Raw genomic sequence first — 24,238 nt, 5'->3', positions numbered from 1 at the left:
ACGCCCTTTGGGCGTAAACCAAGCCGCTTCGGGAACAACCGATCGTCGGATCGGCGCCGGGGGTGGTGCTTCGGTCGGCCTATCTACCGTTCCGGTTCCGGCTTGACGCCCCGTTCCTTCAGCGCGTGCATCAGCGCCAGCACCACCGTGCTGATGTCGGGGAAGGACAGCGCCACCGCGTGTCGGTCGGGGTCGAGCCGCACGGCGTGGGCGATCTGCCGACCGCCGGCACCCGGCGCCTCGGCGCAGCGCAGCTCCAGCCGCAGACGGTCGCCGATGGCGTGCGCGAAGCTCTCCGGCGGCAAATCGACCAGCAGGCCGTGCATGGACCAGTTCAGGGTCTCGCAGCGCCGCCCCTCCACCTCCACCACCAGCGCCGGATCCCGGTAGCGGATGGCGCGGCGGCGCTCGACGCCGCCCGGCGGCTTGGGACCGGTGTCGTGCTGCTCCAGCTTGCGCTTGGCGGCCTGCTTGGTGCGGTCGTCGACGCCGTCCTTGCTGGTCATCAGGGTGGCTTGGACGCGGCGCTCCACCCCATGACGGAACTCGTCGTCGGCGCCGAAGCGCAGGGCCTTGCCGAAATGGTCCTTGGCCTGGGTCAGCAGCGCGTTGCGGCCCTTGTCGTCGCCGCCATGGCCGCAACGCTCGGCCTGGACCAGCAGCGAATCGACGCTGCGCTGGTAGGCGCCGCACTGGATGGCACGGATCGTCCCGCGGAATTCGGCGGCGCGGAGGCTGGGGAATTCCTTCGCCTTCAGCAGCTCCGCCAGCGCCATGGCGAGGCTGTCGATGTGGTCGGGGGCGGCGGTCTCCGCCTCGCGGCGCATGCGCCGGATCGCCTCCTCCGCCTTGCGCAGCAGGGCGTCCTCGATCTTGCGGCGTTGTTCGGCGTCCATCACGGGCATGGCGTTGCCTCCCGTTCGTCTGCTTCTTGACAGCGTACACCCGCGTGCGGGACGGCGGTCGCGACAATTGGACGCTTCGTCCGCAAGGCCGTCGGGTTCAGCGCCCGCGCGGCTTGGCTCTGGCGGTCGGTTCGGCTTCCAGCGGGTTGTCGGGCCAGTAATGCTTGGGGTACTGGCCCTTCAGATCGGCCTTCACCGCCTTGTAGGTGTTGGCCCAGAAGCTGGCGAGGTCGCGGGTCACCTGCATCGGGCGTCGGGCCGGCGACAGCAGATGCAGCAGCAGCGGCACCTTGCCGCCGGCGATGCGCGGGGTCTCGGCCAGCCCGAACATCTCCTGCAAGCGCACCGCCAGCACCGGCTCCTCGCCGTCGTAGTCGATGGGGATGCGCGAGCCGCTCGGCACCTCGACATGGGTCGGCGCCTCGGCGTCCATCCGGGTCTTCAGATCCCAGGGCAACTGGTTGCGCAGCGCGCTGGACAGGTCGATCCGGTCGAGATGGGCGCGGCGCGACACGCCGTCGAGGAAGGGGGCCAGCCAGTCCTCCAGCCCGGCGAGCAGGGCCTCGTCGGACAGGTCGGGCCAGTCCTCCCCCTCGCGCCGGCGCAGGAAGGCGAGGCGGGTGCGCCACGCGCGCAGCTCGTTGGTCCAGGGCAGGCAGGCGAGGCCCATGGCGCGGACGCCCTCGACCATCGCGGCGGTCATCGCGTCCGCCGGCGGCTTGGACAGGCGTTCGTCCTTCAGGACCAGGGCGAACAGCATCCGCCGCCGACGCGCCAGCACCGCCTGCTCGCGCCCGTCCCAGACGACGACGTCCTCCGTGCGGATGCGGTCGGCGAAGGCGTCCTCCAACTCGGCCAGGGTGACGGGGGCGGCGAGGAAAATACGCGACTCGCGGGCCGCCCCGTCCAGGTCGGCGACGACCAGCCAATCCTCCGCCGACAGCGGTTCGGCTTCCTGGAAATAGGCGCCGCGCCCGCCGGACAGCCGGTACTGCGCCGCGACGCCGCCGGGGTTGCCGCCGGGACGGCGCTGGCCGATGCGGTCGGGGTAGGCCAGGGCCAGCAGCCGCCCGACGGCACCGCTGTCGCCGCCGTTCCGGTCGTCCCGCAGGTTGAGCTGGCGCCGCCACGCCTGGGCCTGCCGCACCGCCTGCTTGGCGCGGTTGCGGTCCACGCCGATCCCGCGCGCCGCGCCATGGCCGCCGCGCTCCTCGCCGCGCAGCAGATCGACCCGCAGCCGCAGGTCGGCGTCGCGGAAACCCGGCTGGGCGCGGACGATGTCGCGCTCGCCCAGCAGCGCCGCGACCGTGCAGGCGAGCGGGCCGAGGCCCAGCGCGGCGCCGTCCAGCATCATGCGGGCCAGCCGGGGGTGCACGCCCAGCCGGGCCATCCGCTTGCCCGCCGGGGTGATCCCCCCCGCGCCGTCCGGCGCGCCCGATTCCAAGGCGCCGAGTTCGCCCAGCAGCTCCCGCGCCTGCGCCATCGCGGCGGCGGGCGGCGCGTCGAGCCAGGGCAGGTCGGCGGGATCCTTCACGCCCCAGGCGGCCAGCTCCAGCGCCAGCGGCGCCAGATCGGCGTCGAGGATCTCCGGCGCGGTGTGCGGCGCCAGCGCGCGATGCGCGGCCTCCGGCCACAGGCGGTAGCAGACGCCCGGCTCCAGCCGGCCGGCGCGGCCCCGGCGCTGGTCGGCCGAGGCCTGGCTGACCTTCACGGTGACCAGCCGGGTCATGCCGCCGCGCGGGTCGAAGCGCGGCACCCGCATCATCCCGCTGTCGACGACGATACGGATGCCCTCGATGGTCAGGCTGGTCTCGGCGATGGAGGTCGCCAGCACCACCTTGCGCGTGCCCGGCGCGGTGGGGCCGATGGCGGCGTCCTGCGCCTCTGTGGTCATGTCGCCGTAGAGCGGGGCGAGCACCACGCCGGGGCCGAGGTCCGCTTGCTCCAGCAGGCTCTGCACCCGGCGGATCTCGCCGGTGCCGGGCAGGAAGACCAGGGCGTTGCCGGGCTCCTCGCGCAGGGCGCGGCGCAGGGTGGCGGCCACCGCGTCCTCGATGCGGGCGCCCGGCGGGGGCGCGTCCAGGTGGCGGGTCTCCACCGGGAAGGCGCGGCCCTCGCTGGTCACGACGGGGGCGGGGGAGGAGGCGTCGCCCAGCAGGGCCGAGACCGGCCCGCCGTCCAGCGTGGCCGACATCGCGACCAGCCGCAGATCCTCGCGCAGGGCCTCGCGCGTCTCGCGGGTCAGGGCGAGCGACAGGTCGCTGTCGATGCCGCGTTCGTGGAACTCGTCGAACAGCACCGCGCCGACATCGGGAAGCTCCGGCGAATCCTGGATGCGGCGCAGGAACAGGCCGTCGGTCATCACCTCGATCCGCGTCTTCGGCCCAACCCTGGAGTCCTGCCGCACGCGGTAGCCGACCGTCCCGCCGACCTCCTGCCCCAGCATCGCGGCCATCCGGTGCGCGGCGGCGCGGGCGGCCAGACGGCGCGGCTCCACCACGATGACCTTGCGGCCGGCTAGCCAGTCCTGATCCAGCAGGGCCAGCGGCACCCGCGTCGTCTTGCCGGCGCCGGGCGGGGCCTGCAGAACGGCGACTCCGCGGGTCCGCAGGGCGTCCAGCAATTCGGGAAGAACGGGGTCGATGGGAAGGGGCGGCATGGTCATGGCGGACTCTGCTGCCGCGAAACCGGCGGAAAGGCAACCGCTTTCGCCTCGCCCGCCGCGCCCCGTCCGTCGCCGCCAGGACAAAAGGTCGCACCCCTGGGCGCGGCGGCATCGGGGCGGGATCCATAACCGCAAAAACGTTATGGTTTTAGCGTCGTCGGGTTACTTTTCGCCATTCGCAGGAATCCATGACCAGCATCCACGACGCCGCCCTGTTCCTCGCCCACGCCTGCGTGCTGGAAGAGGACGCCGCCAACCGCTTTTCCGACCTGACGGAGGCGATGAAGACCTATGGGAACCAGGAGGTCGCGGCCTTCTTCGGCCAGATGGCGAAGTTCTCGCGCCTGCATCTGGCCGACGCGCGCGCGCGGGCCGGGTTCCGCACGTTGCCCGAACTGAAGCCCGAGGAGTTCCAGTGGCCGGACGGCGAGAGTCCCGAATCCGCCTCGATGGAAGGCTCGCATTACCTGATGACGGTGGAATACGCGCTGGAGCTGGCGCTCGACAGCGAGAAGCGCGGGCAGGCCTTCTACGCCGAGGTGGCGAAGACCACCACGGATTCCGAAGTGCGCATGATGGCCGAGGAGTTCGCCGCCGAAGAGGCCGAACACGTCGCCCAGCTCGAAGTGTGGATCGCGCGCCACCCCAAGCACGCCTGATTTTCTTCCGATCCTCTCCTGAAAAAGGAGATCGCGCGGGCTGGATCGCGGAAGTCTTCCCCGATCCAGCCCCGCCCGCGCCGTGGGCGCTTTAGGCCGACAGCGCCGCCCAGTCGATCTCGTAGACCTTCTCCGCCGTCTTGTAGCCCTTGAACTTGGCGATGACGTCGTCGACGCTGACGCCGCTCGGCACGTTCTGAATTTCGTAGACGACCGAGCTGCCGCTGGTCGGACCGACGTCGGCGTTGCGATGCGCCTGCGAGACCAAACCCTCGCCAGCCTTCTTGATCATGATGGAAGCCATGCATCCGTCTCCAGTTGGGATACGCCCGACCGGGAAACCATAAACAAAAAGTGGTTAAATCGGAAGGCGGAATGAACGGCCGCATCAACCGGCGTCGCGTTCGATCCACAAGGCGGTCAGATCGTCGGCCAAGGCGGTGCCGAACCGCTCGGCGAAGCGGGCCATCAGCCAGGGAAAGGGGCGCTCGGGGGCGGCCCTGACCGCGCGCTCGACCAGATCGGCCAGCCCCTCCTCCCCCAGCATCGCGCCGCTGCCGTCGCGCGCCTCGGTCAACCCGTCGGAGCAGAGGAACAGCGTGTCGCCGGGCAGCAGGGGGGTGGAGCGGGTCTCGTAGACCGCCCCGGCGAAGGCGCCCAGCGGCAGGCCGGAGCTGTCGAGCACGCGGAAGCCGCCCCGGCTGCCCAGCAACGGGCTGGGTGCCCCGGCGGCGGCGTAGGTCAGGGTGTCGGCGTCGCGGTCGACGATCCCGCAGAAGGCGGTGGCGAACTGCCCGACCGTCAGGATGTCGGCGAGGCGCTGGTTCAGCAGGCCGAGCAGCCGGGCGGGCTCGGCCCGGTCCTCGCGCGGCAGGCGGGTCAGCAGCGTGTGCAGGCGGAAGGCGTTGATCGCCGAGGCGATGCCGTGGCCCGACAGGTCGGCGACGAAGACGCCCAAGCGGGAGCGGTCGATCTCGAAGGCGGTCCAGACATCGCCGCCGATCTCGTCGGAGGTCTGGAACACCGACTCGACCCGCAGGGCGTGGCGCGCCGCCATCGTCTCCAGCCACGCCGGGTCGGGCACCAGGGCCAACTGCATGGCGCGCGCTTGACGCAAGTCGCGCTCCACCCGGTCGCGGAAGGCGCGCAACTCCTGCACCATCGAGCGGCGTTCGAGGTGGTAGCGGACGCGGGCGACGCATTCGCCGGGGTTGACCGGCTTGGCCAGCAGGTCGGTGGCGCCGGCCTGGAAGCACAGGGTGCGGATCTGGTCGGTCTGCCGGGCGCTCTGCATCAGGATCGGCAGGTCGCGCCAACGCGGATCGCCGCGCAGGACCCGGCACAGGGCGACGCCGCCGATGGGGGGCAGGGTCTCGTCGATCAGCAGCAGGTCGGGCTGGACGCTCTCGATCGTGTCGAGAAGCTCCGGCCCGCTGGCGGCGACGTCGATCCGGCGGATCCCGGCCCAGTGCAGGAAGCGGGACAGGGTGCGCCGGTTGTAGCGGCTGTCGTCGGCGATCAGCACGCGCCGGTCGCCGAGCGGGATGCCGAGGTCGAGGCCGTAGAGCGAGGCCGGCGCGTCCCGGCGCGCCTCTTCCACGACCGCCTCAGGCGTCGATGGTGAACATCTTGTGCAGCTTGGCGACGGTGATCAGCCGGTGGACGTCGTCGCGGGCGCCGCGCATGGCGAAGTCCAGGCTCTTCTTCTGGGCGGTGTCGCGGGCGATGATGAACATGCCCAGCCCCGAGGAATCGACGAACTCCAGGCCGGACAGGTCGAAGACCATCCGGTGGCCGGCCGGCCGCTCGAAGGCGGCGATGACCGAGCGGAACGTGTCGTGGTCGGAGAAGGTCATGCGCCCGTGCAGACGGATTTCCGTGCTGTCCTGGGCGTCTTGTACGGTGAAGTCCATCGGGGGCACCGCGTGGCTGTTTCCAAGTCGCGCGCGCAAGCGCCGTCGACCGGATCGTCGACGCCGTCGGCCTGCCGCGCGTCCCGATCCTACGCCGAAAGAGGTTTCACTTTGATGACGGTCGCGTTTTTTCAGCGCTTCACTTGCGGCCGTCTCGCGCATGATGCGTGGTGTTGTGCGGTGGAGCGCAGATACATGGTATTTTATTAAATATCTTTCGGCATTGTCTGCATTCGATCCAAACGAGTGATCAGGGCAGCGACGCCGCCTCCGTCCGCACCGTTTTCGCGATGGCGGGCCGGGGAGCGGTCACGACATTCGCGATCCCGCCGGCCAGCCACGCGGAGAAGGCGGTGCGCCCGTCCGCCGCCTGGACTTCGGCGGAACAAGGGGAAGGGGATCCGCCCGCCAGCGTGGCGTCGTGCCACAGCGGCAGGTCGCCGGCGCTCGCCGGGATCACGGCCGGCTCCGAGGGCTTGCGGACCTGGACCAGCGCCACCTGGATGCCGGCCGCCCAGGCGCGGGTCATGAAGGCGCGCACCCGTTCCGCCGCGTCGGAGGATCGGCCCATCGCCGTTTGGGAGTCGGACGCCGGTGTCCCGCAGTTCCGCTGGTATTGCAGCGCCGCCTGGTCCTGGAGATAGGCCCGTCCCTCGGGCAGCGAAGCCAGGACGCGGAGGTAGCGGGTCAGATCCTCCACCACGCCGCGCTCGGCTGTCAGCAGGTCGCGGTCGATCAGCACCAGCGCCGGCTTGATCGCCAGCACTCGGTCGAGCAGGGGCTCGAAATCGGCGAACTCGGCGCGGTGGTGGACGATGCGCAGGAAATGCAGGTTCGCGACGCCGCGCTTGGCCCCCAGCGCCGCCATGTCGCGCTCGTCGAGCGTCGCGTCGCGGAGCGCGGTGTCGCCGAACGCCACCACGGTTACCGAGTCGAGCGACCGCGCGGTCCGGTTGGCCACGGCGTCGATCCGATTCAGGTTGTACCAGACGAAGGGCTGCTCATACAGCCGCGAACCGGTCCACAGCGCCGCCAGCAGACACCCGGCGACCAGCGCGGGAAAGGCGCAGAGCAACAGCCAGCGCCGTCCGGCACGCCGGAGTCGCGGCGGTTCCACGGGCGCTTGCCTGTCCTGGCGGTCGGCGGCCAAAGAGGGCGGGTCGGGCTGGTGGGGGTTCGGCATGGCGGCGGTCTCCGTCCGGCGCGGCGGGTCGTTGAAGCCGGGGCGCGCGAACGCTCCGGCTCCGTCCCACAACGCGCGGCGGCGGCGCTCCGCCAAACGGACATAGGGGTTATCCCCAAGGGGCCGAAAGACGCCGGTCTTGCGGTCCCGGTTTGCCGAGCGCCCCGGTCGTCGTGTAGGCTCGTCCGCACCGGGGGAGGCATTCACTCAAGGACGCTCCATGAGCACCGAAATCCGCACCTTCACGATTCCCGACCGCGCCGCCGACGAGGCGCAGGCGCAGCTGTCCGCCTTTCTGCGCACGGTCGAGGTCCAGCGGATCGACACCGCCTACGCCGTCGACGGCTGGCGCGTGCTGGTGCTGTTCACCGACCTCAAGCGCAAGGAGGAGTCGCAGCAGATCGAGGCGGCCATCGCCGCCGCCGTGAACGGCTGGCGCGACCGCACCGCCGCCCAGTCCGGTCTGACGCGCGACGCCGTCCTGGCCGACGATTTGGTGCAGGAGATCGCCCGCTTCGCCCCCACCACCGAGCACGAGCTGGGCATCATCGTCGGCGCCCGCGACATGCCCCTGTCGCAGCATGGCGGGGAGATCGTGCAGGTGGTCCGCTCCACGCTCGATCAGCTGATCGATTGACACGCAACATTCGCTCTATCCGGTTTGGCGAAGATTGCGCTGTCGGCTTGCGCCCAAAGATGACTCAGGCTCGGCCCTAAGCGCGATTCAGACCGGCCCCCCGCTGTGTCAGGATGCCCCATCGACGCTGGCAGCGACGGGGCTTCGCCTTGGACCATCAGGATGACCGGACACGCAGGGGCAACGGCGGGGGCACCGAACGCGGGCGTGCCGCGTCGTCCGGTGCCGTGCCCTATGGAGTCTCCGACAGCCGAGCGCCCGATTACCGCGCCATCGCGCAGCAATTCGCCAGCCTGAGCGCCGCCGCCGCGCGTCAGGCACGGGCCACCGGCGATGATGAGCTGGAGCGCTTGGCCCAGCGACTCGACACCTGCGCCGACGCCATCCTGGACGACCTCGACCGCGAGCGGACCCGGCTCAGCGCGTAGCGGCCGGGGACCGTTTCTGTCCAACGGCGCCGTTTACTTTTCGGTGCGCGGGCTGCGGTTCAGCGAGGTCATGCTGTCCTCGTAACGGAATTCGGGCATGTCGCGCACGCTGGCGGTGGTCACGTCGCGCAGTTTGATGGCGTCGGAACCGGTGTGGGTCTCGGCCAACCGCAAATCGGCGGCGATGTCCTTGCCGCCGATCCCGAGGAACCCGCCGCTGCGGATCACGATCAACTGGGCCTGCCCGTCGGGGCCGAGGATCACGTCGGTGACCTTGCCGATCTTCGCGCCGTCCGATCCGATGACCGCGCGATTCATCAGGCTGTCGATGCTGGGCGGGGCGCTCGTGACACCGGAGCCACGGCTTTCGCTGTAGACCCGCGTGCGGTCGGGGGAGGCGACGTCGCCACCGGAAGGGCCGCTCTGGGCGCTGGCGGCGCCGCTCGCCAGCATCAGGGCGGAGAGCGGCACGATCAACATCTTGTACATGGTTGGAACTCCCTCCACTACCGTACCTCACTCCAACCGTTGGGCCGGGAAAAGGTTTCGACGCCCCGTCCCGAGTCCGTTCCGAGTCGGGGGGCCGCGACTCGGGACCGGCCCCGCTTCCGCTCCCGAGTCGCCGGAAAACGAATCGGTGGTGGGTGTGGCGACTCCGACACTACAAAATCTTGATTTCCCGAGGCTGGAAACGCTGGCGGCCCGCCATCCTTTGCGCTTTAATGACGGTCCTTCGGAAGACGCCGAAAAATTTCCCCGAAGGGCCTGGAACCGGCCGGCACCGACATTGTTGAACCAGCAGAACGCTAGATGTGCTGGGAGATAATGGTGTCAAACACTATATCTGGTGGAATAGCACTTTCCCTCCCTTGCCGGTGCCGCTCACGCTGGCTAGGATGCCGCCAACATCGGCGAAACCGGCGGCTGGCGGCCCGCGAAAGCGTGAGCGCCGTCGCCGGTTTCGATTTTTGAGCTTCAACGGGGGGCATTGCCATCATGCGGATCGAGCGTCGTTTCACCACCGAAGGTCAGGACGCCTACGCCAGCCTCGGTTTCCGCCGGACGACCAGCGAGATCCGCAACCCCGACGGCTCGGTCGTCTTCTCGCAGTCCGACATCGAGGTTCCGGAAAACTTCAGCCAGGTCGCCAGCGACATCCTGGCCCAGAAGTATTTCCGCAAGGCCGGCGTCCCCGCCGCGCTCCGCTCCGTCGAGGAGAACACGGTCCCGTCCTGGCTGTGGCGCAAGGAAGCCGACGCCGAGAAGCTGGCCTCGCTCCCCAAGGAGAAGCGGATCGTCGGCGAGACCTCCGCCCGGCAGGTCTTCGACCGTCTGGCCGGCACCTGGACCTATTGGGGCTGGAAGGGCGGCTATTTCGACCAGGAGGCCGACGCGCGCGCCTTCTTCGACGAGATGCGCTTCATGCTGGCCGCCCAGATGGCCGCGCCGAACAGCCCGCAGTGGTTCAACACCGGCCTGCACTGGGCCTACGGCATCGACGGCCCGAGCCAGGGCCATTTCTACGTCGATTTCAAGACCGGCCTGCTGACCTCCTCGGCCTCGGCCTACGAGCACCCGCAGCCCCACGCCTGCTTCATCCAGTCGGTCGCCGACGACCTCGTCAACGAGGGCGGCATCATGGATCTGTGGGTGCGCGAGGCGCGGCTGTTCAAGTACGGCTCGGGCACCGGCTCCAACTTCTCCAAGCTGCGCGGCGAGGGCGAGCGTCTGGCCGGTGGCGGCAAGTCGTCGGGGCTGATGAGCTTCCTCAAGATCGGTGACCGCGCCGCCGGCGCCATCAAGTCGGGCGGCACCACGCGCCGCGCCGCCAAGATGGTCACGGTGGACATGGACCACCCGGACATCGAGGGCTACATCGACTGGAAGGTCAACGAGGAGCAGAAGGTCGCCGCCCTCGTCACCGGTTCGAAGATCTGCCAGAAGCACCTGACGGTGGTGATGGCCGCCGCCCAGAACGGCCTGGATCCGAAGGAGAACAAGGAGCTCAAGAAGGCCATCCTCGCCGCTCGCAAGGATCAGGTCTCGGAGAACTACATCCAGCGCGTGATCCAGTTCGCCGGCCAGGGCTTCAAGACCATCGAGTTCAAGACCTACAACACCGACTGGGATTCGGAAGCCTACCTGACGGTGGCCGGCCAGAACTCCAACAACTCGGTGCGCATCTCCAACGACTTCGTCCAGGCGGTTCTGGACGACTCGGATTGGAACCTGATCGGCCGCACCAACGGCAAGGTCGTGAAGACGCTGCGCGCCCGCGATCTGTGGGACAAGGTCGGCTACGCCGCCTGGGCCTGCGCCGATCCCGGCGTGCAGTTCGACAGCACCATCAACGAGTGGCACACCTGCCCGGCCTCGGGGCGCATCAACGCCTCGAACCCGTGCTCGGAGTACATGTTCCTCGACGACACCGCCTGCAATCTGGCGTCGCTGAACCTGATGTCCTTCCGTCTGAAGGACGGCAGCTTCGACACCGAGGCCTTCGAGCACGCCTGCCGTCTGTGGACGATGGTGCTGGAAATCTCGGTGATGATGGCGCAGTTCCCGTCCAAAGAAATCGCCCAGCTCTCCTACGAGTTCCGCACGATGGGCCTCGGCTTCGCCAACCTCGGCGGGCTGCTGATGGCGTCGGGCCTGTCCTACGACTCCGACGAGGGCCGCGCCTATTGCGCCGGCATCTCCGCCGTGATGACCGGCGTGTCCTACGCCACCTCGGCCGAGATGGCGCAGGAGCTGGGGACCTTCCCCGGCTACGAGGCCAACCGCGACCACATGCTGCGCGTCATCCGCAACCACCGCCGCGCCGCCAACGGCGCGATGGACGGCTACGAAGGGCTGGCGGTCGCGCCGGTTCCCTTCGTCGCCGACCTCTGCCCCGACCAGGAGCTGGCGCTGGCCGCCGTCCGGGTGTGGGACGAGGCGCTGGAACTGGGCGAGGTCCACGGTTTCCGCAACGCGCAGGCCACGGTGGTCGCCCCGACCGGCACCATCGGTCTGGTGATGGATTGCGACACCACCGGCATCGAGCCCGACTTCGCCCTGGTGAAGTTCAAGAAGCTGGCCGGCGGCGGCTACTTCAAGATCGTCAACCGGCTGGTGCCGGAAGCGCTGAAGACGCTGGGCTACACGCCCGACCAGATCGCCGAGATGGAGCGCTACGCGGTCGGCCACGGCACGCTGAAGACGGCGCCCGGCGTCAACCACGAGTCGCTGAAGGCCAAGGGCTTCACCGACGCGATGCTGGAGAAGCTGGAGGGCAACCTCGCCACCGCCTTCGACATCAAGTTCGTGTTCAACCGCTGGACCATCGGCGCCGAGTTCTGCGTCGAGACGCTGGGCGTGCCCTTCGAGGTGCTGGACGCCCAGGGCTTCGACCTGCTGACCCATCTGGGCTTCACCAAGACCGAGATCGAGCAGGCCAACACGTACTGCTGCGGCGCCATGACGCTGGAGGGCGCGCCCTTCCTGAAGGACGAGCATCTGCCGGTCTTCGACTGCGCCAACCCCTGCGGGCGCATCGGCAAGCGCTTCCTGGGCTGGGACTCGCACATCACGATGATGGCGGCCTCGCAGCCCTTCATCTCGGGCGCCATCTCCAAGACCATCAACATGCCGAACTCGGCGACGGTGGAGGAGTGCAAGGACGCCTACCTGCTGTCCTGGCGCCTGGGGCTGAAGGCCAACGCGCTGTACCGCGACGGCTCCAAGCTGAGCCAGCCGCTCCAGGCCGCCGTGCTGGAGGACGAGGAGGACGGCGAGACCGTCGACGCGGTGATCGAGGGCGCCAACGCCACCCGCAGCCACATCGTGTCCGAGCGCATCGTCGAGAAGGTGATCGAGAAGATCGTCGAGCGGAAGATCTCCGCCCGCGAGCGTTTGCCGCACCGCCGCAAGGGCTACACCCAGAAGGCCAACGTCGGCGGCCACAAGATCTACCTGCGCACCGGCGAGTACGAGGACGGCCGCATCGGTGAGATCTTCATCGACATGCACAAGGAAGGCGCCGCCTTCCGGTCGCTGATGAACAACTTCGCCATCGCGATCTCGATCGGCCTGCAATACGGCGTGCCGCTCGAGGAGTTCGTGGAGGCCTTCACCTTCACCCGCTTCGAGCCCTCGGGCATGGTGACCGGCAACGACACCATCAAGATGGCGACCTCGGTCATCGACTACATCTTCCGCGAGGTGGCGATCTCCTATCTCGGCCGCACCGATCTGGCCCACGCCACGCCGGAGGATCTGGTGCCCTTCACGGTGGGCAGCGGCGACAAGCAGGGCGACCTGCCGGAGAACAACGCGCAGCCGTCGGATATCGTCCGCCGCGTCGCCTCGACCGGCTACGTCCGCAACAACCTGCGCGTCCTGCATGGCGGGCAGGGCGGACAGCGGGCCAGCGCGGCGGTGGCCCTGGCGGCGACCGGGACCGACACGGCCATCGCCTCGGCAACGCAGGGTGCGGCGGCGAGCGCGGTGGCGGCCAGCCCGGCCGTTGCCACGGCCACGGCCCAGGGCCACGTCGCGGCCACGGCGGCGACCGGCACGGCCTATGGCGGCAGCGTCAGCGACCAGCGCTTCGACCGCATCCGCGAGGCCCGCGCCCGCGGCTACGAGGGCGATCCCTGCGGCGAGTGCGGCAACATGACCCTGGTCCGCAACGGCACCTGCCTGAAGTGCGACAGCTGCGGTTCCACGACCGGTTGCAGCTGAACCGGCTCTGACGGGTAATCTATGAAAAGGGGAGGGAGCCGATCCTGGCTCCCTCCCCTTTTTTTATGTCCGGACGCCCGCGCCTCAACGCCTGCGGTGGGGCTTGACCGGCAAGACCGTATCCATGCTAGCTTTTCTCCAACAATCAAGCCGTGGCGGCGTTGTGTTTCCATCCTCCGGGCATCGCCGGAGGGGAAGGGCCGCCGGGGCGATTCCGGAAGGGGTGGGGCATGGATTCGGCCGGTCGGACGCTTGTCGATGGCTTTCCATCCGCCCCCCTTCTGCGGGCGACCATCGACCAATGGGACACGGCGCTGTGCTGGATCGGCGCCAATGGGATCGTCGTCGGCGCCAACCCCGGCTTCGCCCGTTGGGCCGGCCGTCCGGCCGAGGGGCTGATCGGGCAGCCGCTGCTGTCGGTGCTGGACCTGGGCGGACGGGACTGGGCCGCGCTGTGGAGCGGCGTGTCCTCCGGCGCGTTGCCACCGGGCGGCGGGACGCTGCGCCCGCCGCGCGGGGCCGATCCGATTCCGGTCGGCCTGCGCTGGCAGCCGATGGCGGGGCCGGACGGCCCGTTGCTGCTCTGCCAGATGCAGACCTTCGACGAGCGGGAATGCGCCGACGCGGTCGCCCGCCTGCAGCAGGACGTGCTGGAGTTGGTGGCGGCCGGGCGGTCGCTGGCCCTCGTGCTCGATTTCCTGTGCCGTCAGGTGGAAGCCTGCGCGCCCGAACTCTCCTGCTCGGTGGTGGTGGTGGACGATGAGCGGCGCCTGCGCGTCGCCGCCGCCCCCACGCTGCCCACCGCCTTCAACGCCGCCATCGACGGCAAGGGGATCGGGCCCGCCGCCGGGTCCTGCGGGACGGCCATATGGCGCGGCGCCGCGGTCGAGGTCTCCGACATCGCGACCGACCCGCTGTGGGCCGATTGCCGCGAGGTGGCCCTGGCGCACGGGATCGCGGCCTGCTGGTCCAACGTGATCCAGGGGCGCGACGCCCGCCCGCTGGGCGCCTTCGCCCTCTATTACCGCGAGCCGCGCGGGGCGACGCCCTTCCACCGGCGGATGCTGGGGGCCTGCGTTCATCTCTGCGCGCTCGCCATCGAGCATGACCGGGCGCGGGCCGAGATCAACCGGTTGGCCTTCTACGACACCCTGACCGGCCTGCCCAACCGCAGCCTGCTGAAGGACCGCGCCACCGCCGCGCTGGCGCTGGCCGGGCGGACCCGGCAGCCGGTGACGCTGATGTTCCTCGACGTCGACCGCTTCAAGGCGCTCAACGATTCGCTCGGCCACGGGGCGGGCGACCGGCTGCTGGTGGAGGTGGCGGAGCGGTTGCGGCCGCTGTTCCCCGACGGCGACACGCTGGCCCGGCTGGGCGGCGACGAGTTCGTGGCGCTGCTGCCCGGCTGCGACGCGGCGCACGCCTCGCTAGTGGCGGAGCACGCGCTGGCCAACCTGTCGATGCCCTTCACCATCGGCGATCTGACCTTGATCCCGACCGCCAGCATCGGCATCGCCGTCCACCCCGACGACGGGGCCGATTTCGACACGCTGATGCGGCGGGCCGACTCGGCGATGTACCGGGCCAAGCAGGGCGGCCGCAACCGCTGCCATTTCTACCGCGGCGACATGAACGAGCAGGCCGTCCGCCGGCTGGAGATGGAGGCCGCCCTGCGCGAGGCGCTGGGGCGCGGCGAGTTCACGCTGCACTACCAGCCGCAGGTCCGGCTCGACCCGGCCCGGCCGGAGTTGAGCGGGCTGCACCGGGTGGAGGCGCTGATCCGCTGGACCCACCCGCGCTGGGGCGCCGTCTCGCCGATGGAGTTCGTGCCGCTGGCCGAGGAATGCGGGCTGATCGACCGCATCGACGCCTGGGTGCTGGAGACCGCCGTCGCCCAACTGGCGCGCTGGCGCGCCGCCGGGCTGGCGGTGCCGGGGGTGGCGGTCAACGTCTCGCCCGTCCGTTTCGCCCATGGCGATCTGCCCGACCACGTGCGCGGCGTGCTCGCCGCCCATGGCGTGGCGCCCGGCCGGCTGACGCTGGAGATCACCGAGCGGCTGATGATGACCGAGGAGGCCGGCGTCCACGACGCGCTGGACGCCCTGCACGCCATGGGGGTGACGCTGTCGATCGACGATTTCGGCACCGGCTATTCCAGCCTCAGCTACCTCAAGCGCTTCCCGGTGGGGGAGCTGAAGATCGACCGGAGCTTCGTCAAGGAGCTGGACATCGACGCCGCCAACCGGCCGCTGGTGCGGGCGATGATCCAGATCGGCGAGAGCCTGGGCCTGACCATCGTCGCCGAGGGGGTGGAGCGCGACGCCCAGCACCGCATGCTGGCGGCGGAAGGCTGCGGCATCGGCCAGGGCTACCGCTACGCCCGGCCGATGGCCCCGGAGGCCTTCGAGCGCTGGCTGGTTGACCGGGAGCGTCTGGCCAGCCCGCCGACGCTCCGCGCCATTCCTTGCGGCGCGGCGAAGGTTTGAGCGGTTATGTGGGTGGGGGCAGCTATGGTTGCCCCCACCCTTCCTCCCCCGCTGGGCGGGGGAGGGAACTGCCGCTGAACGCCGACAAGCGTTCCACCTCCTCCCCCGCCCAGCGGGGGAGGAATGAGGTGGGGGTATGCGGGGCCGGAGTTGCGCGCCTCTGCTTGAGCTGGCCGTTCAGCCCCCCGCCAGCACCGCCCGCGCCGCCACCGCATCCTGCGCGATCTGGGTCTTGAGCGCGTCGAAGCTCTCGAACTTCCGCTCGGGCCTCAGGAACTCGATCAGTTGCACGCGCAGGTGCTGGCCGTACAGATCCGCGTCCATGTCGAACAGATGGGCCTCCAGCCGCTCCACCGCGCCGCCGACGGTCGGGCGGGCGCCAAGGTTGGCGACGCCCTTGTGCCAGACGGTGGCCGTGCCCTGGTCGATCCCGGCCCGCACGGCGTAGACCCCGAAGGCCGGGCGCAGATACTCGTCCAGCTCGATGTTGGCGGTGGGGAAGCCGATGGTACGGCCGCGCTTGTCGCCATGGGCGACGCGGCCCTCGATCTCCCACGGGCTGCCCAGCACATGGCTCGCCTCGGCGACCCGGCCGGCCACCAGCGCGTCGCGCACGCGGGTCGAGGAGTAGACGCCGCCGCCTGGATCGGACACCGGCCCGATCTCCGTCACGCCGAAGCCGTGGGCGCGCCCGGCGCCCTGCAGGAAGGCCGGGTCGCCGCCGCGCTTGTGCCCGAACAGGAAGTCGTAGCCGCACACGACGTGCCGCACGCCCAGGCCCGCCACCAGCACCTCGTCCACGAAGGCCTGCGCGGTCTTGTGCAACAGCCCGTCGTCGAAATGGCAGACGATCAGCTGATCGACGCCCAGCGCCTCGATGTGGCGGGCCTTGACGCGGAAGGGCGTCAGGCGGAAGGGGGGATCGCCGGGGCGGAAGACGTTGCGCGGGTGCGGCTCGAAGGTCAGGACGGCGGACGGCGCGCCCAGCTCTCCGGCCAGCCGCTGGGCGGTGCCGATGACCGTCTGGTGCCCGCGATGCACGCCGTCGAAGTTGCCGAGCGCCACGACGGCGCCGCGATCCTCGGCCGGCAGATCGGCGGTGTGTCTGTACAGTCGCATGCGCGCCCCGATGCTGTGCGCGGAGACCGGGGTCCGGTTCCGCCGCTTAGGGCGTCTATATAGAACGCTGTCGGCGCGGGGTAAACGCACCGACAGCGTCGGTCATGCCCGTGGCCCGATCAGCCGCGCGACGGAACCATCAGCAGCGCCTCGCCCTCGACCACCACCGTCTCGCCGACGGTGCAGACGGTGCGCATGGCGACGCGGCGCTTTTCCGGGACCAGCTCGGTGATGGTGGCTCTGGCGGTGACGGTGTCGCCGGCGCGGACCGGCGCCTTGAACTTCAGGTTCTGCGACATGTAGATCGCCCCCGGCCCCGGCAGCTTGGTGCCCAGCACGGCGGAGATGAAGCCGACGGTCAGCATGCCGTGGGCGATGCGGCCCTGGAACATGGTGCCGGCGGCGTATTCCTGGTTCAGGTGGACCGGGTTGGTGTCGCCCGAAATGCCGGCGAACAGGATGATGTCCGCTTCGGTCACGGTCTTGGCGAACGACGCCGTCATGCCGACGGCGAGGTCCTCGATGCAATACCCTTCGGTGTCCTTCTGGACCTGACGCACATCGTCCATCACGCACTTCCTTTTTCTCTCGGCGCCGCAAAGGCGGCGCGGAACACATCATGGCGCAGCGCCTTATGTGCGCTGCAACCACGGGAATGCCACCACGAGTGCTCCCAAAAAGCAAAAAATTCTCTAACGGAGCGGGAAATATCCAAGGCGGGTTTCCGACTAGCGGCGGACCCGCGCCAAAGGAGAGCGCGCAATGGAGGTGGGCGTTGTTCGTGTACGTTACTTCATGGCGTCGGTGCATCCAAAGAAAGCGATGTTGTCCAAGAGCTTACCGTGAAACTGGGCGGATGGTCCTTTTGCGGTCCCATGCCGTGTCCGAACCATTGGCATTCCGCAAGGTCATGGCAGCCAATGACGGGTCTGCAACAACGCCGGGTCGGCGCGATGACGGTTCGTTCGGCGGTGCAGCATACCGGTGGCGGCACCGCCACGGCCCACCCCGACTCGGGGTGCCTGGTCTTTTCCGATTGCGGCGATTACTTGCCGGAACCGGAGTGCGACACCCTGTCGCTGCCGCTTCCGCCCGCCTGGGGCCGCTGCTCCGCGCGCTCCGCCCGTGCCTCCACCTTCTCCTTCGCGGTGTCGTTCGGCTGCTCGGACGGCTTCGCCTCGACCCGCACGGGCGCGGTGCCGTCGTCGATCATGTCGAGCTTGCGGGCCGCGTTCCGCGACAGGTCGATAACCCGGCCGTCCACATAGGGACCGCGGTCGTTGACGATCACGTCGACGCTCTTCCCGTTCTCCTGATTGGTCACCGTCGCCCGTGTGCCCAGCGGCAGCGCGCGCGAGGCGGCGGTCGGCTTGTTCTGGTTCATGCGCTCGCCGTTGGCGGTCTCGCGGCCGTGGAACTTCTGACTGTAGAACGACGCCTCGCCCTCGTGCACCAGGACGGGCTCGCCCCCGTCGGTGCGTTCGACGCTGACCGGCGGGACCTTGGGCTTGCGGTCGGCCAGCGCTGGATGGACGGCTCCGGTCACCAAGGCGATGCCCAGGGCCATGGAGCCCGAGAGTGTGGCGAGTCTGCGTGATGCGATCATGGTTCCCCCTTTCAATGTCGCCTCCCAACGAGGATTTCGCAAAAGAGTTCCCAAGAATCTTCGGCATGGACGGAATGGAAACTCCCTGTTTCAATCGGGTGTCGTGGAATCGAGGGGGACGCGCGGAATGACCGATCCGGTCTATGACTGGTTGAGACTGCCGGACGGCACACGGTTGCGCACCGCGCGGCTGTCTTCGCTTGGGGCTGCGCGGGGAACCGTGCTTTTGCTTGCCGGGCGCGCCGAATTCATTGAGAAGTACACGGAAACCGCCGAGGCCTTCGTGGCGCGCGGCTTCCAGGTCGTGACCTTCGACTGGCGCAACCAGGGCCTGTCGGACCGGCCGCTCGCCAACCGGCAGATCCACCACCTGACCGACTTCGCGACGCTGGTGGACGATCTCGACGCCGTCCACGACGCGCTGGTCGCGCCCCTCGCCAAACCGGTGGTGCTGGCGGCGCATTCCATGGGCGCTCTGGTGGCGCTCCTGGCGCTGGCGCGGCACGCCGGGGAGCCGGGCGGGAGGCCGGGCCGCTACGCCGCCGCGATCCTGTCGGCTCCGATGTTCGAGATCCACACCCGCGGCTTGCCGCGCCCGCTGGTGGCCTGGCTCGCCGCTTATGGCTGCGCTTGCGGCTGGGCGGAGCGCTACGCCTTCGGCCAGCACGATTACGACCCGGCGGAGGGGATCTTCCGGGCGGACAACACCATCACCTCGGACCCGGCGCGCTACGCGGCCTTCCACGGTCCCTACGCCGCGCGGCCGGAACTGCGGGTGGGCGGCGTCAGCTTCGGCTGGGTGGCGGCGGCGCTGCGGGCGGCGGACCGGCTGCGCGCCCTGCCGCTGGAGCGGGTGACGACCCCGGTGCTGCTGCTGAGCGCGCCCGGCGACCGCATCGTGCGGGCCGACGCGCACCGGGCGGTCGCCCGCCGGCTCGGCAACGCGACCCTGGCCGAGCATCCGGAGGCCAAGCACGAGCTGCTGATGGAACGCGACTCCATCCGCGACCGCGTGTGGGGCGACATCGACGCCTTCCTCGCCGCCTGCCCCGAAATACCGGAGCGGGCGGCGGTGGACGGCGTGGCGTAAGGACGATCACTCCCCCAGCAGCGCGCCGATGGGCTTCATCGGCTCGTGGGCGTCGAACAGGATCTTCAGGATGGCGAGGATCGGCACGGCCAGCAGCGCGCCGGGGATGCCCCACAGCCAGCCCCAGAATAGGATCGACACGAAGACCGCGATGGGGTTGAGCGCCAGCCGGCGGCCGATGATCATCGGGGTCAGGAAATTCCCCTCGATGGTGGTGATCGCCACGAAGGACAGCGGCGGCAGGATGATGGTGCCCAACCCGTCGAAGGTCAGCACCGACACCAGGAACAGCACGCCCGTCATCACCGCCGGCCCGATGAAGGGGATGTAGTTCGCCAGCGCCACCAGAACCCCCCACAGCGCCGGGTTGGGCAGGCCCCACATCCACATCACCACCCCGGTCGCCAACCCCAGCATGGCGTTGATGACGGTGATGGTCAGCAGGTAGACGGCGATGTTCTGCTGCAGCGTCGCCGCCACCATCGCGTAATGCACCCGGTCGTCGACGCTGCGCATGGTGCCGATCAGCGCCTCCAGGCTGTTGCGTCCGCGCGCCAGGAAGAAATACAGCAGCACCAGCAGGATCACGACGTTGGCGAGCAGCGACTCGACCTGGGTGACCGCCTGCTCGATCAGGGTCGGGCCGCGCACCACGACCTCGCGCACCGGGGCGCCGGCGGCGTCGCCGGTGCTGCTGGTGATCTGCTCGATCTGGCGCGACGCCTCGCGGGCGCGCTCGATGCCGGCGCGGATGTCGCCCAGCTTGAACTCCAGCTCGTGCAGGACGCGCGGCATGCGGTTGACCCATTCCGCCGCCGGGGTCGACAGGGTGTAGACCGCCAGCCCCCAGCCGCCGAACACCAGCAGCACCATCACCGCCGCCCCCAGCCCTTCGGGGATGCCCAGCCGGTACAGCGCGCGGACCAGCGGGCGCAGCAGGAAGCTGAGGATCAGCGCCAGCATGATCGGCAGCAGCACGTCGCGCCCGAAATAGAGCGTGAACAGCAGGGCGATCACGAACAGCCCGACGACGGCGAAGCGGGTGGGGTCGCGCGGGTGTTCGGCCGGGGGCACCGGCTTGGCCACCGGTTCGGGCGTGCCGGGGGCGGGGGGCAGGCCGGCAGAAGAATGACCGGCGGCAGACGGGCCGGCGGTGGGCAGACGGGTGATCGGGGTGCGGTCGTTCATCGCGGGGCCGGGAACTCCGGGGGACGGCGCTTGACGGTGGGGCGCGGTCCCCCGATCTAGGGGAGTGTTTTGCCGGGACCGCGCCCTGTGGTCCCGGCCCGTCCTTGCCGGAGACCAATTCGCGATGCGCAGCCCGCTTGCCTCCATGAACGTTCGTCGCGGCCTTTTGGTTCTGGCGCTCGCGCTGATGCCGATGATGGAATCCACGCGCCCGGCCGCCGCCGACGCCGTGGTCGGCCGTTTTTCCAACGACTGGACCGGCAACGGGCTGGAGGTCCAGGCCGTCGAGGATCCGAAGGTCAAGGGTGTGACCTGCCATCTGGTCGATTTCGACCGCAGCGTTCTGGACCGCCTGACCAAGGGGAACTGGTTCGAGGACCCGTCCAACGCCTCCATCGCCTGCCGCCAGACCGGTCCGGTCGCCGTCGGCGACATCGAGCTGTCCGCGAAGGGGGAGGAGGTCTTCTCCGAACGGAAAAGCCTGATCTTCAAGTCGATCGCCATCCGGCGCATCTACGACCGCTTGAACGACACGCTGGTCTATGTGGTGTACAGCCGTCAGGTGAAGGACGCCTCGGCCAAGATGTCGATCTCGACCGTGCCGCTGTTCAGCGCCAGCGCCCAATGGGAGAAGGGCAAGCCGGCGGCGAAGTGAGTTCCCGTCCGCTGGTCTTCAGCGAACGAGCCGGCCCAGCCGGACGGCGGTCTGCCCCGCCTTCACCCGGCGGGCCGGCATGATCAGCACGCAATCGTCGTGGGGCGTGCGGAGCGGTTGCTCGCCGTCCCAGCCGATGACGGTCCCGGCGCGGCCGATCACCTCCAGCCCGACGAAGGGGGCGGTGAAGCGGAAATGCTCCGTCGCGGCGGTCACCGCCTCGGTCACCTCGACCACGCGCTGGGGATCGGCGCGCGGCTTCAGGCGCGGCCCCGCGAGGTCGGCGTCGATCATTTCCAGCCCCAGCAGCAGCCGCAGGCAGCTTTCCAGCGCGACCACCGCCGTTTCCGCCCGCCAATGCTGGCCGCATTCGACCAGGATGGCGGTGCGGGCGCCCTCCGCCATGGCGAAGGCGCCGTAATCGATCAGCCGCCGCCCCCCGGCATGCCCGCCGTCGGCGACGACCCAGGCCGGGTAGCGCAGGCCCAGCGCCAGATCGCGGCCCCGGCCGGTCGGGCCGCACAGGGTCAGCGGCGCGGTGTCGGCGGTCATCGAATGCAGGTCGAGCAGCAGGTCGGCCGATTCGTAGACCGGCCGCAGTTGCCGGGCGCGCCGCAGCTCCACGCTGTCGCGGCGGCCGTCGAGCAACTCCGGCGACCAGAGGCGGTTGAAATCCTCGTCGACGAAGCGCGACGCGTAGGGGTTCTGCCGGTCGAAATTGCGGTAGGCGGCGGTGTTGGCGAAGACGAGGCTGAGCCGGCCCCGGCGCGGCCGCACGCCCAGGCGGAACAGGGCGTCGAGCGCGATGGCGCCGGAGATCTCGTTGCCGTGGACCAGGGCGCTCAGCACGACGTGCGGCCCCGCTTCGCCCGACGCCAGGCTGGTGACGTGGTCGATTCCGGTGTTGCCGCGCCGGTAGGGCGCGATGTCCGGCGGGGTCAGCTCGATGGGGGCGAACAGCGGGTCGGTCAAGCGGTGGGCTCGGCAGCGGTGGGCCGGTTCCGTCAGTATGACGAACCGCCGGCCGTCGCGCCAGTGGGGACGCCCCTCTTTTGTGAAGGAGGGGTTGCGGTCGCGTGACGGTTTCCGGTCCGTTTTCAATCGACGGGCGCTCGGCCCATCGGGTATAGCATCGGTGTGTTCGTTGCGACAATGCGCCACAGGCCGAACGGGGATCGCCGATGAGTTTCGTGATCGAGGACGTGCTCGTCCGCAACGATCCCGTCGGGCCGCGGCTGCCGGTGCTGTTCGATTCGCCGCACAGCGGCAGCGTCTACCCGCCCGATTTCCACTTCGCCTGCCCGCTGCCGGTTCTGCGCCACGCCGAGGACACCCATGTCGAGGCGCTGTTCGCCGCCGCCCCGGACCATGGCGCGACGCTGCTCTGCGCCCTGTTCCCGCGCAGCTGCATCGACGTGAACCGGGCGGTCGACGACATCGACCCCAACCAGATCGACGGGGCGTGGCCGACGCCGTTGCGCCCGACCGGCCGCAGCGCCATGGGGATGGGGTTGATCCGCAGCACGCTGCGGCCCGGCCAGCCGCTCTACGACGGAAAGCTGCCGGCTTCGGTGGTGGCGGAGCGCATCGACCGCTATTACCGACCCTATCATTTCCAGATGCGCAGCGTGCTCGACGCCCTGGCGGACCGGTTCGGGTCGGTGTGGCACGTGAACTGCCACTCCATGCCCTCGACATTGGGGCCGAACCCGACCGACCCCAAGGCGGCGGATTTCGTCATCGGCGACCGCGACGGCACCACCAGCGAATCGGGCTTCGTGCGGATGATCGCCGACAGCCTGCGTGGTTTCGGTTACCAGGTGGCGATCAACGACCCCTACAAGGGAGTGGAGTTGGTCGCGCGCTACGGCGATCCGGCGCGGGGGCGCCACTCGGTCCAATTGGAGATCAACCGGCGCCTCTACATGAACGAGGACACGCTGGAGCGCCACGACGGCTTCGACCGCTTGAAGGGCGAGTTGGACGAGTTGATCCGGCGCATCGCCGATTGGGCCGAGGGCGGCCTGCTGCGGCGGGCGGCGGAATAGCCGGCCCTCCTTGTCAATCGGCGTAGCGGATCCCCACCACCTCGATGCGTTCCAGCCCGGCTGGGGTGCGCAGTTCCACCACGTCCCCCTCGCGCGCTTTCAACAGGGCACGGGCCACGGGTGAAATCCAGCTGATGTGACCCTGGTCGGAATCGACCTCGTCGACGCCGACGATGGTGACGGTGTTCTCCGCCCCGTCGTCCCGCGCGTAGGTCACGGTCGCCCCGAAGAACACCTGTTCGCGGTTCTTCTGGTCCTGCGGGTTGACCACGGTGGCCGATTCCAGCCGCTTGTTCAGGAAGCGGATGCGCCGGTCGATCTCGCGCAGGCGTTTCTTGCCATAAAGATAATCGCCGTTCTCCGAGCGGTCGCCGTTGCCGGCGGCCCAGGACACCACCTCGACCACCTTGGGGCGCTCGACGCGCAGCAGATGGCGCAGCTCCCCCTGCATCTTCTGGAAGCCCGGCGGAGTCATGTAGTTCTTCAGGCCCTTGGGCAAGGGCGCCGGGTCGTCGAGTTCGTCGTCCTCGGGGGCGTCGTCGTTCTCGCGGGTGAAGGCCTTGCTCATCATTGAACCTATGGGATGGGCGGGATTGAGGATGGTAAGGGGCCTGCCACGGATGCTCCCACTCCAACCCTGCCCCGCCCAGCGGAGGAGGGTTGGAGTGGGAGCAAGCGGTGCCGCATTCCGGTAACGCCCGGAAAAAGGAAAAGGCGCCGTGAGGCGCCTTTTCCTATCCGTGGCTTTCAGCCGGCCGGGTTAGCGGCGCCACCAGCCCCGGCGGGGCTTTTCGGCGGACGCCTCGTCACCGTTGGCGGTCTCGGCCGGAGTCTCCGCAACCGGAACGACCGGGGCCGGAGCGGCTTCGGGGACCGGAGCCGGGGCGGGCGGCGCTTCGACCGGGGCCTCGGCGGCGGCCTTGCGCTTGCG

At 69.6% G+C, this 24,238-nt stretch carries 21 protein-coding genes; 8 read left to right on the top strand and 13 right to left on the bottom strand.

Features of this window, described 5'->3' with window-relative positions; translation table 11 throughout:
* Positions 1-83 precede the first annotated feature (83 nt).
* A complete protein-coding gene (locus EJ913_RS23760; RefSeq protein WP_127002573.1) occupies positions 84-905 on the bottom strand; it encodes a PilZ domain-containing protein in 822 nt (273 codons plus the stop codon).
* A gap of 97 nt (positions 906-1,002) precedes the next feature.
* The gene (gene hrpB / locus EJ913_RS23755) at positions 1,003-3,564 is read right to left on the bottom strand and encodes an ATP-dependent helicase HrpB (protein WP_127002723.1); all 2,562 of its coding nucleotides are present in this window, start codon (positions 3,562-3,564) and stop codon (positions 1,003-1,005) included.
* Between the two features lie 194 nt (positions 3,565-3,758).
* Here hrpB and EJ913_RS23750 point away from each other — a divergent pair, with 194 nt between their 5' ends.
* Positions 3,759-4,229 (top strand): ferritin-like domain-containing protein, encoded by a 471-nt coding sequence (locus EJ913_RS23750; protein ID WP_185909910.1) that lies wholly within the window; start codon positions 3,759-3,761, stop codon positions 4,227-4,229.
* 91 nt (positions 4,230-4,320) lie between these two features.
* Here EJ913_RS23750 and EJ913_RS23745 read toward each other — a convergent pair whose 3' ends face one another.
* The 4 genes from EJ913_RS23745 to EJ913_RS23730 all read right to left on the bottom strand — a co-directional run bounded on the left by EJ913_RS23745 (position 4,321) and on the right by EJ913_RS23730 (position 7,325).
* Complete coding sequence (locus tag EJ913_RS23745) at positions 4,321-4,533, bottom strand: hypothetical protein (RefSeq protein WP_127002571.1); 213 nt, start codon at positions 4,531-4,533, stop codon at positions 4,321-4,323.
* A gap of 84 nt (positions 4,534-4,617) precedes the next feature.
* Positions 4,618-5,829, bottom strand: a complete 1,212-nt coding sequence (locus EJ913_RS23740) for a PP2C family protein-serine/threonine phosphatase (RefSeq protein WP_127002569.1) — start codon at positions 5,827-5,829, stop codon at positions 4,618-4,620.
* Between the two features lie 7 nt (positions 5,830-5,836).
* Positions 5,837-6,142 (bottom strand): STAS domain-containing protein, encoded by a 306-nt coding sequence (locus EJ913_RS23735; protein ID WP_127002567.1) that lies wholly within the window; start codon positions 6,140-6,142, stop codon positions 5,837-5,839.
* A 250-nt stretch (positions 6,143-6,392) separates the two neighbouring features.
* Positions 6,393-7,325 carry a hypothetical protein gene (locus EJ913_RS23730; protein ID WP_127002565.1) on the bottom strand — a complete coding sequence of 311 codons (933 nt, stop codon included), beginning with the start codon at positions 7,323-7,325 and terminating at the stop codon, positions 6,393-6,395.
* Positions 7,326-7,545: 220 nt separating this feature from the next.
* Here EJ913_RS23730 and EJ913_RS23725 point away from each other — a divergent pair, with 220 nt between their 5' ends.
* The gene (locus EJ913_RS23725; protein ID WP_127002563.1) at positions 7,546-7,962 is read left to right on the top strand and encodes an HRDC domain-containing protein; all 417 of its coding nucleotides are present in this window, start codon (positions 7,546-7,548) and stop codon (positions 7,960-7,962) included.
* Positions 7,963-8,111: 149 nt separating this feature from the next.
* On the top strand, positions 8,112-8,390 hold the full coding sequence (locus tag EJ913_RS23720) for a hypothetical protein (RefSeq protein WP_127002561.1): 279 nt from the start codon (positions 8,112-8,114) through the stop codon (positions 8,388-8,390).
* 33 nt (positions 8,391-8,423) lie between these two features.
* On the opposite strand, the gene EJ913_RS23715 is transcribed toward EJ913_RS23720, so the two are convergent.
* Complete coding sequence (locus EJ913_RS23715; RefSeq protein ID WP_127002559.1) at positions 8,424-8,879, bottom strand: PRC-barrel domain-containing protein; 456 nt, start codon at positions 8,877-8,879, stop codon at positions 8,424-8,426.
* Between the two features lie 507 nt (positions 8,880-9,386).
* On the opposite strand from EJ913_RS23715, the gene EJ913_RS23710 reads away from it, so the two are divergent.
* Positions 9,387-13,115 carry a vitamin B12-dependent ribonucleotide reductase gene (locus EJ913_RS23710; RefSeq protein ID WP_127002557.1) on the top strand — a complete coding sequence of 1,243 codons (3,729 nt, stop codon included), beginning with the start codon at positions 9,387-9,389 and terminating at the stop codon, positions 13,113-13,115.
* Between the two features lie 230 nt (positions 13,116-13,345).
* A complete protein-coding gene (locus EJ913_RS23705; RefSeq protein ID WP_127002555.1) occupies positions 13,346-15,601 on the top strand; it encodes a putative bifunctional diguanylate cyclase/phosphodiesterase in 2,256 nt (751 codons plus the stop codon).
* Positions 15,602-15,778: 177 nt separating this feature from the next.
* Here the strand turns inward: EJ913_RS23705 and EJ913_RS23700 are convergent, their stop codons facing one another.
* The 3 genes from EJ913_RS23700 to EJ913_RS23690 form a co-directional block, all read right to left on the bottom strand.
* Positions 15,779-16,720 (bottom strand): bifunctional riboflavin kinase/FAD synthetase, encoded by a 942-nt coding sequence (locus EJ913_RS23700; protein ID WP_127002553.1) that lies wholly within the window; start codon positions 16,718-16,720, stop codon positions 15,779-15,781.
* Between the two features lie 119 nt (positions 16,721-16,839).
* Entirely contained in the window at positions 16,840-17,289 is a 450-nt protein-coding gene (locus EJ913_RS23695) for a MaoC family dehydratase (protein ID WP_127002550.1), read from the bottom strand.
* 476 nt (positions 17,290-17,765) lie between these two features.
* Positions 17,766-18,326 carry a septal ring lytic transglycosylase RlpA family protein gene (locus EJ913_RS23690; protein WP_244939474.1) on the bottom strand — a complete coding sequence of 187 codons (561 nt, stop codon included), beginning with the start codon at positions 18,324-18,326 and terminating at the stop codon, positions 17,766-17,768.
* A 127-nt stretch (positions 18,327-18,453) separates the two neighbouring features.
* Here EJ913_RS23690 and EJ913_RS23685 point away from each other — a divergent pair, with 127 nt between their 5' ends.
* A complete protein-coding gene (locus tag EJ913_RS23685) occupies positions 18,454-19,416 on the top strand; it encodes an alpha/beta hydrolase (RefSeq protein ID WP_127002548.1) in 963 nt (320 codons plus the stop codon).
* 6 nt (positions 19,417-19,422) lie between these two features.
* Here the strand turns inward: EJ913_RS23685 and EJ913_RS23680 are convergent, their stop codons facing one another.
* Entirely contained in the window at positions 19,423-20,604 is a 1,182-nt protein-coding gene (locus EJ913_RS23680; protein WP_127002546.1) for an AI-2E family transporter, read from the bottom strand.
* A gap of 124 nt (positions 20,605-20,728) precedes the next feature.
* Here EJ913_RS23680 and EJ913_RS23675 point away from each other — a divergent pair, with 124 nt between their 5' ends.
* A complete protein-coding gene (locus tag EJ913_RS23675) occupies positions 20,729-21,259 on the top strand; it encodes a CreA family protein (RefSeq protein WP_127002544.1) in 531 nt (176 codons plus the stop codon).
* Between the two features lie 18 nt (positions 21,260-21,277).
* On the opposite strand, the gene EJ913_RS23670 is transcribed toward EJ913_RS23675, so the two are convergent.
* On the bottom strand, positions 21,278-22,231 hold the full coding sequence (locus tag EJ913_RS23670; RefSeq protein ID WP_127002542.1) for a M14 family metallopeptidase: 954 nt from the start codon (positions 22,229-22,231) through the stop codon (positions 21,278-21,280).
* A gap of 209 nt (positions 22,232-22,440) precedes the next feature.
* Between EJ913_RS23670 and EJ913_RS23665 the strand changes: the two genes are divergently transcribed.
* Complete coding sequence (locus EJ913_RS23665) at positions 22,441-23,307, top strand: N-formylglutamate amidohydrolase (RefSeq protein WP_127002540.1); 867 nt, start codon at positions 22,441-22,443, stop codon at positions 23,305-23,307.
* Between the two features lie 13 nt (positions 23,308-23,320).
* Here EJ913_RS23665 and greB read toward each other — a convergent pair whose 3' ends face one another.
* Complete coding sequence (gene greB / locus EJ913_RS23660) at positions 23,321-23,875, bottom strand: transcription elongation factor GreB (RefSeq protein ID WP_127002538.1); 555 nt, start codon at positions 23,873-23,875, stop codon at positions 23,321-23,323.
* Between the last annotated feature and the right edge of the window lie 363 nt (positions 23,876-24,238).

This window comes from Azospirillum doebereinerae, from assembly GCF_003989665.1.
Classification (GTDB): Bacteria; Pseudomonadota; Alphaproteobacteria; order Azospirillales; family Azospirillaceae; genus Azospirillum; species Azospirillum doebereinerae.
Note: the sequence above shows the minus strand (reverse complement) of the source record. Positions and strands in the feature narration are given on the sequence as shown.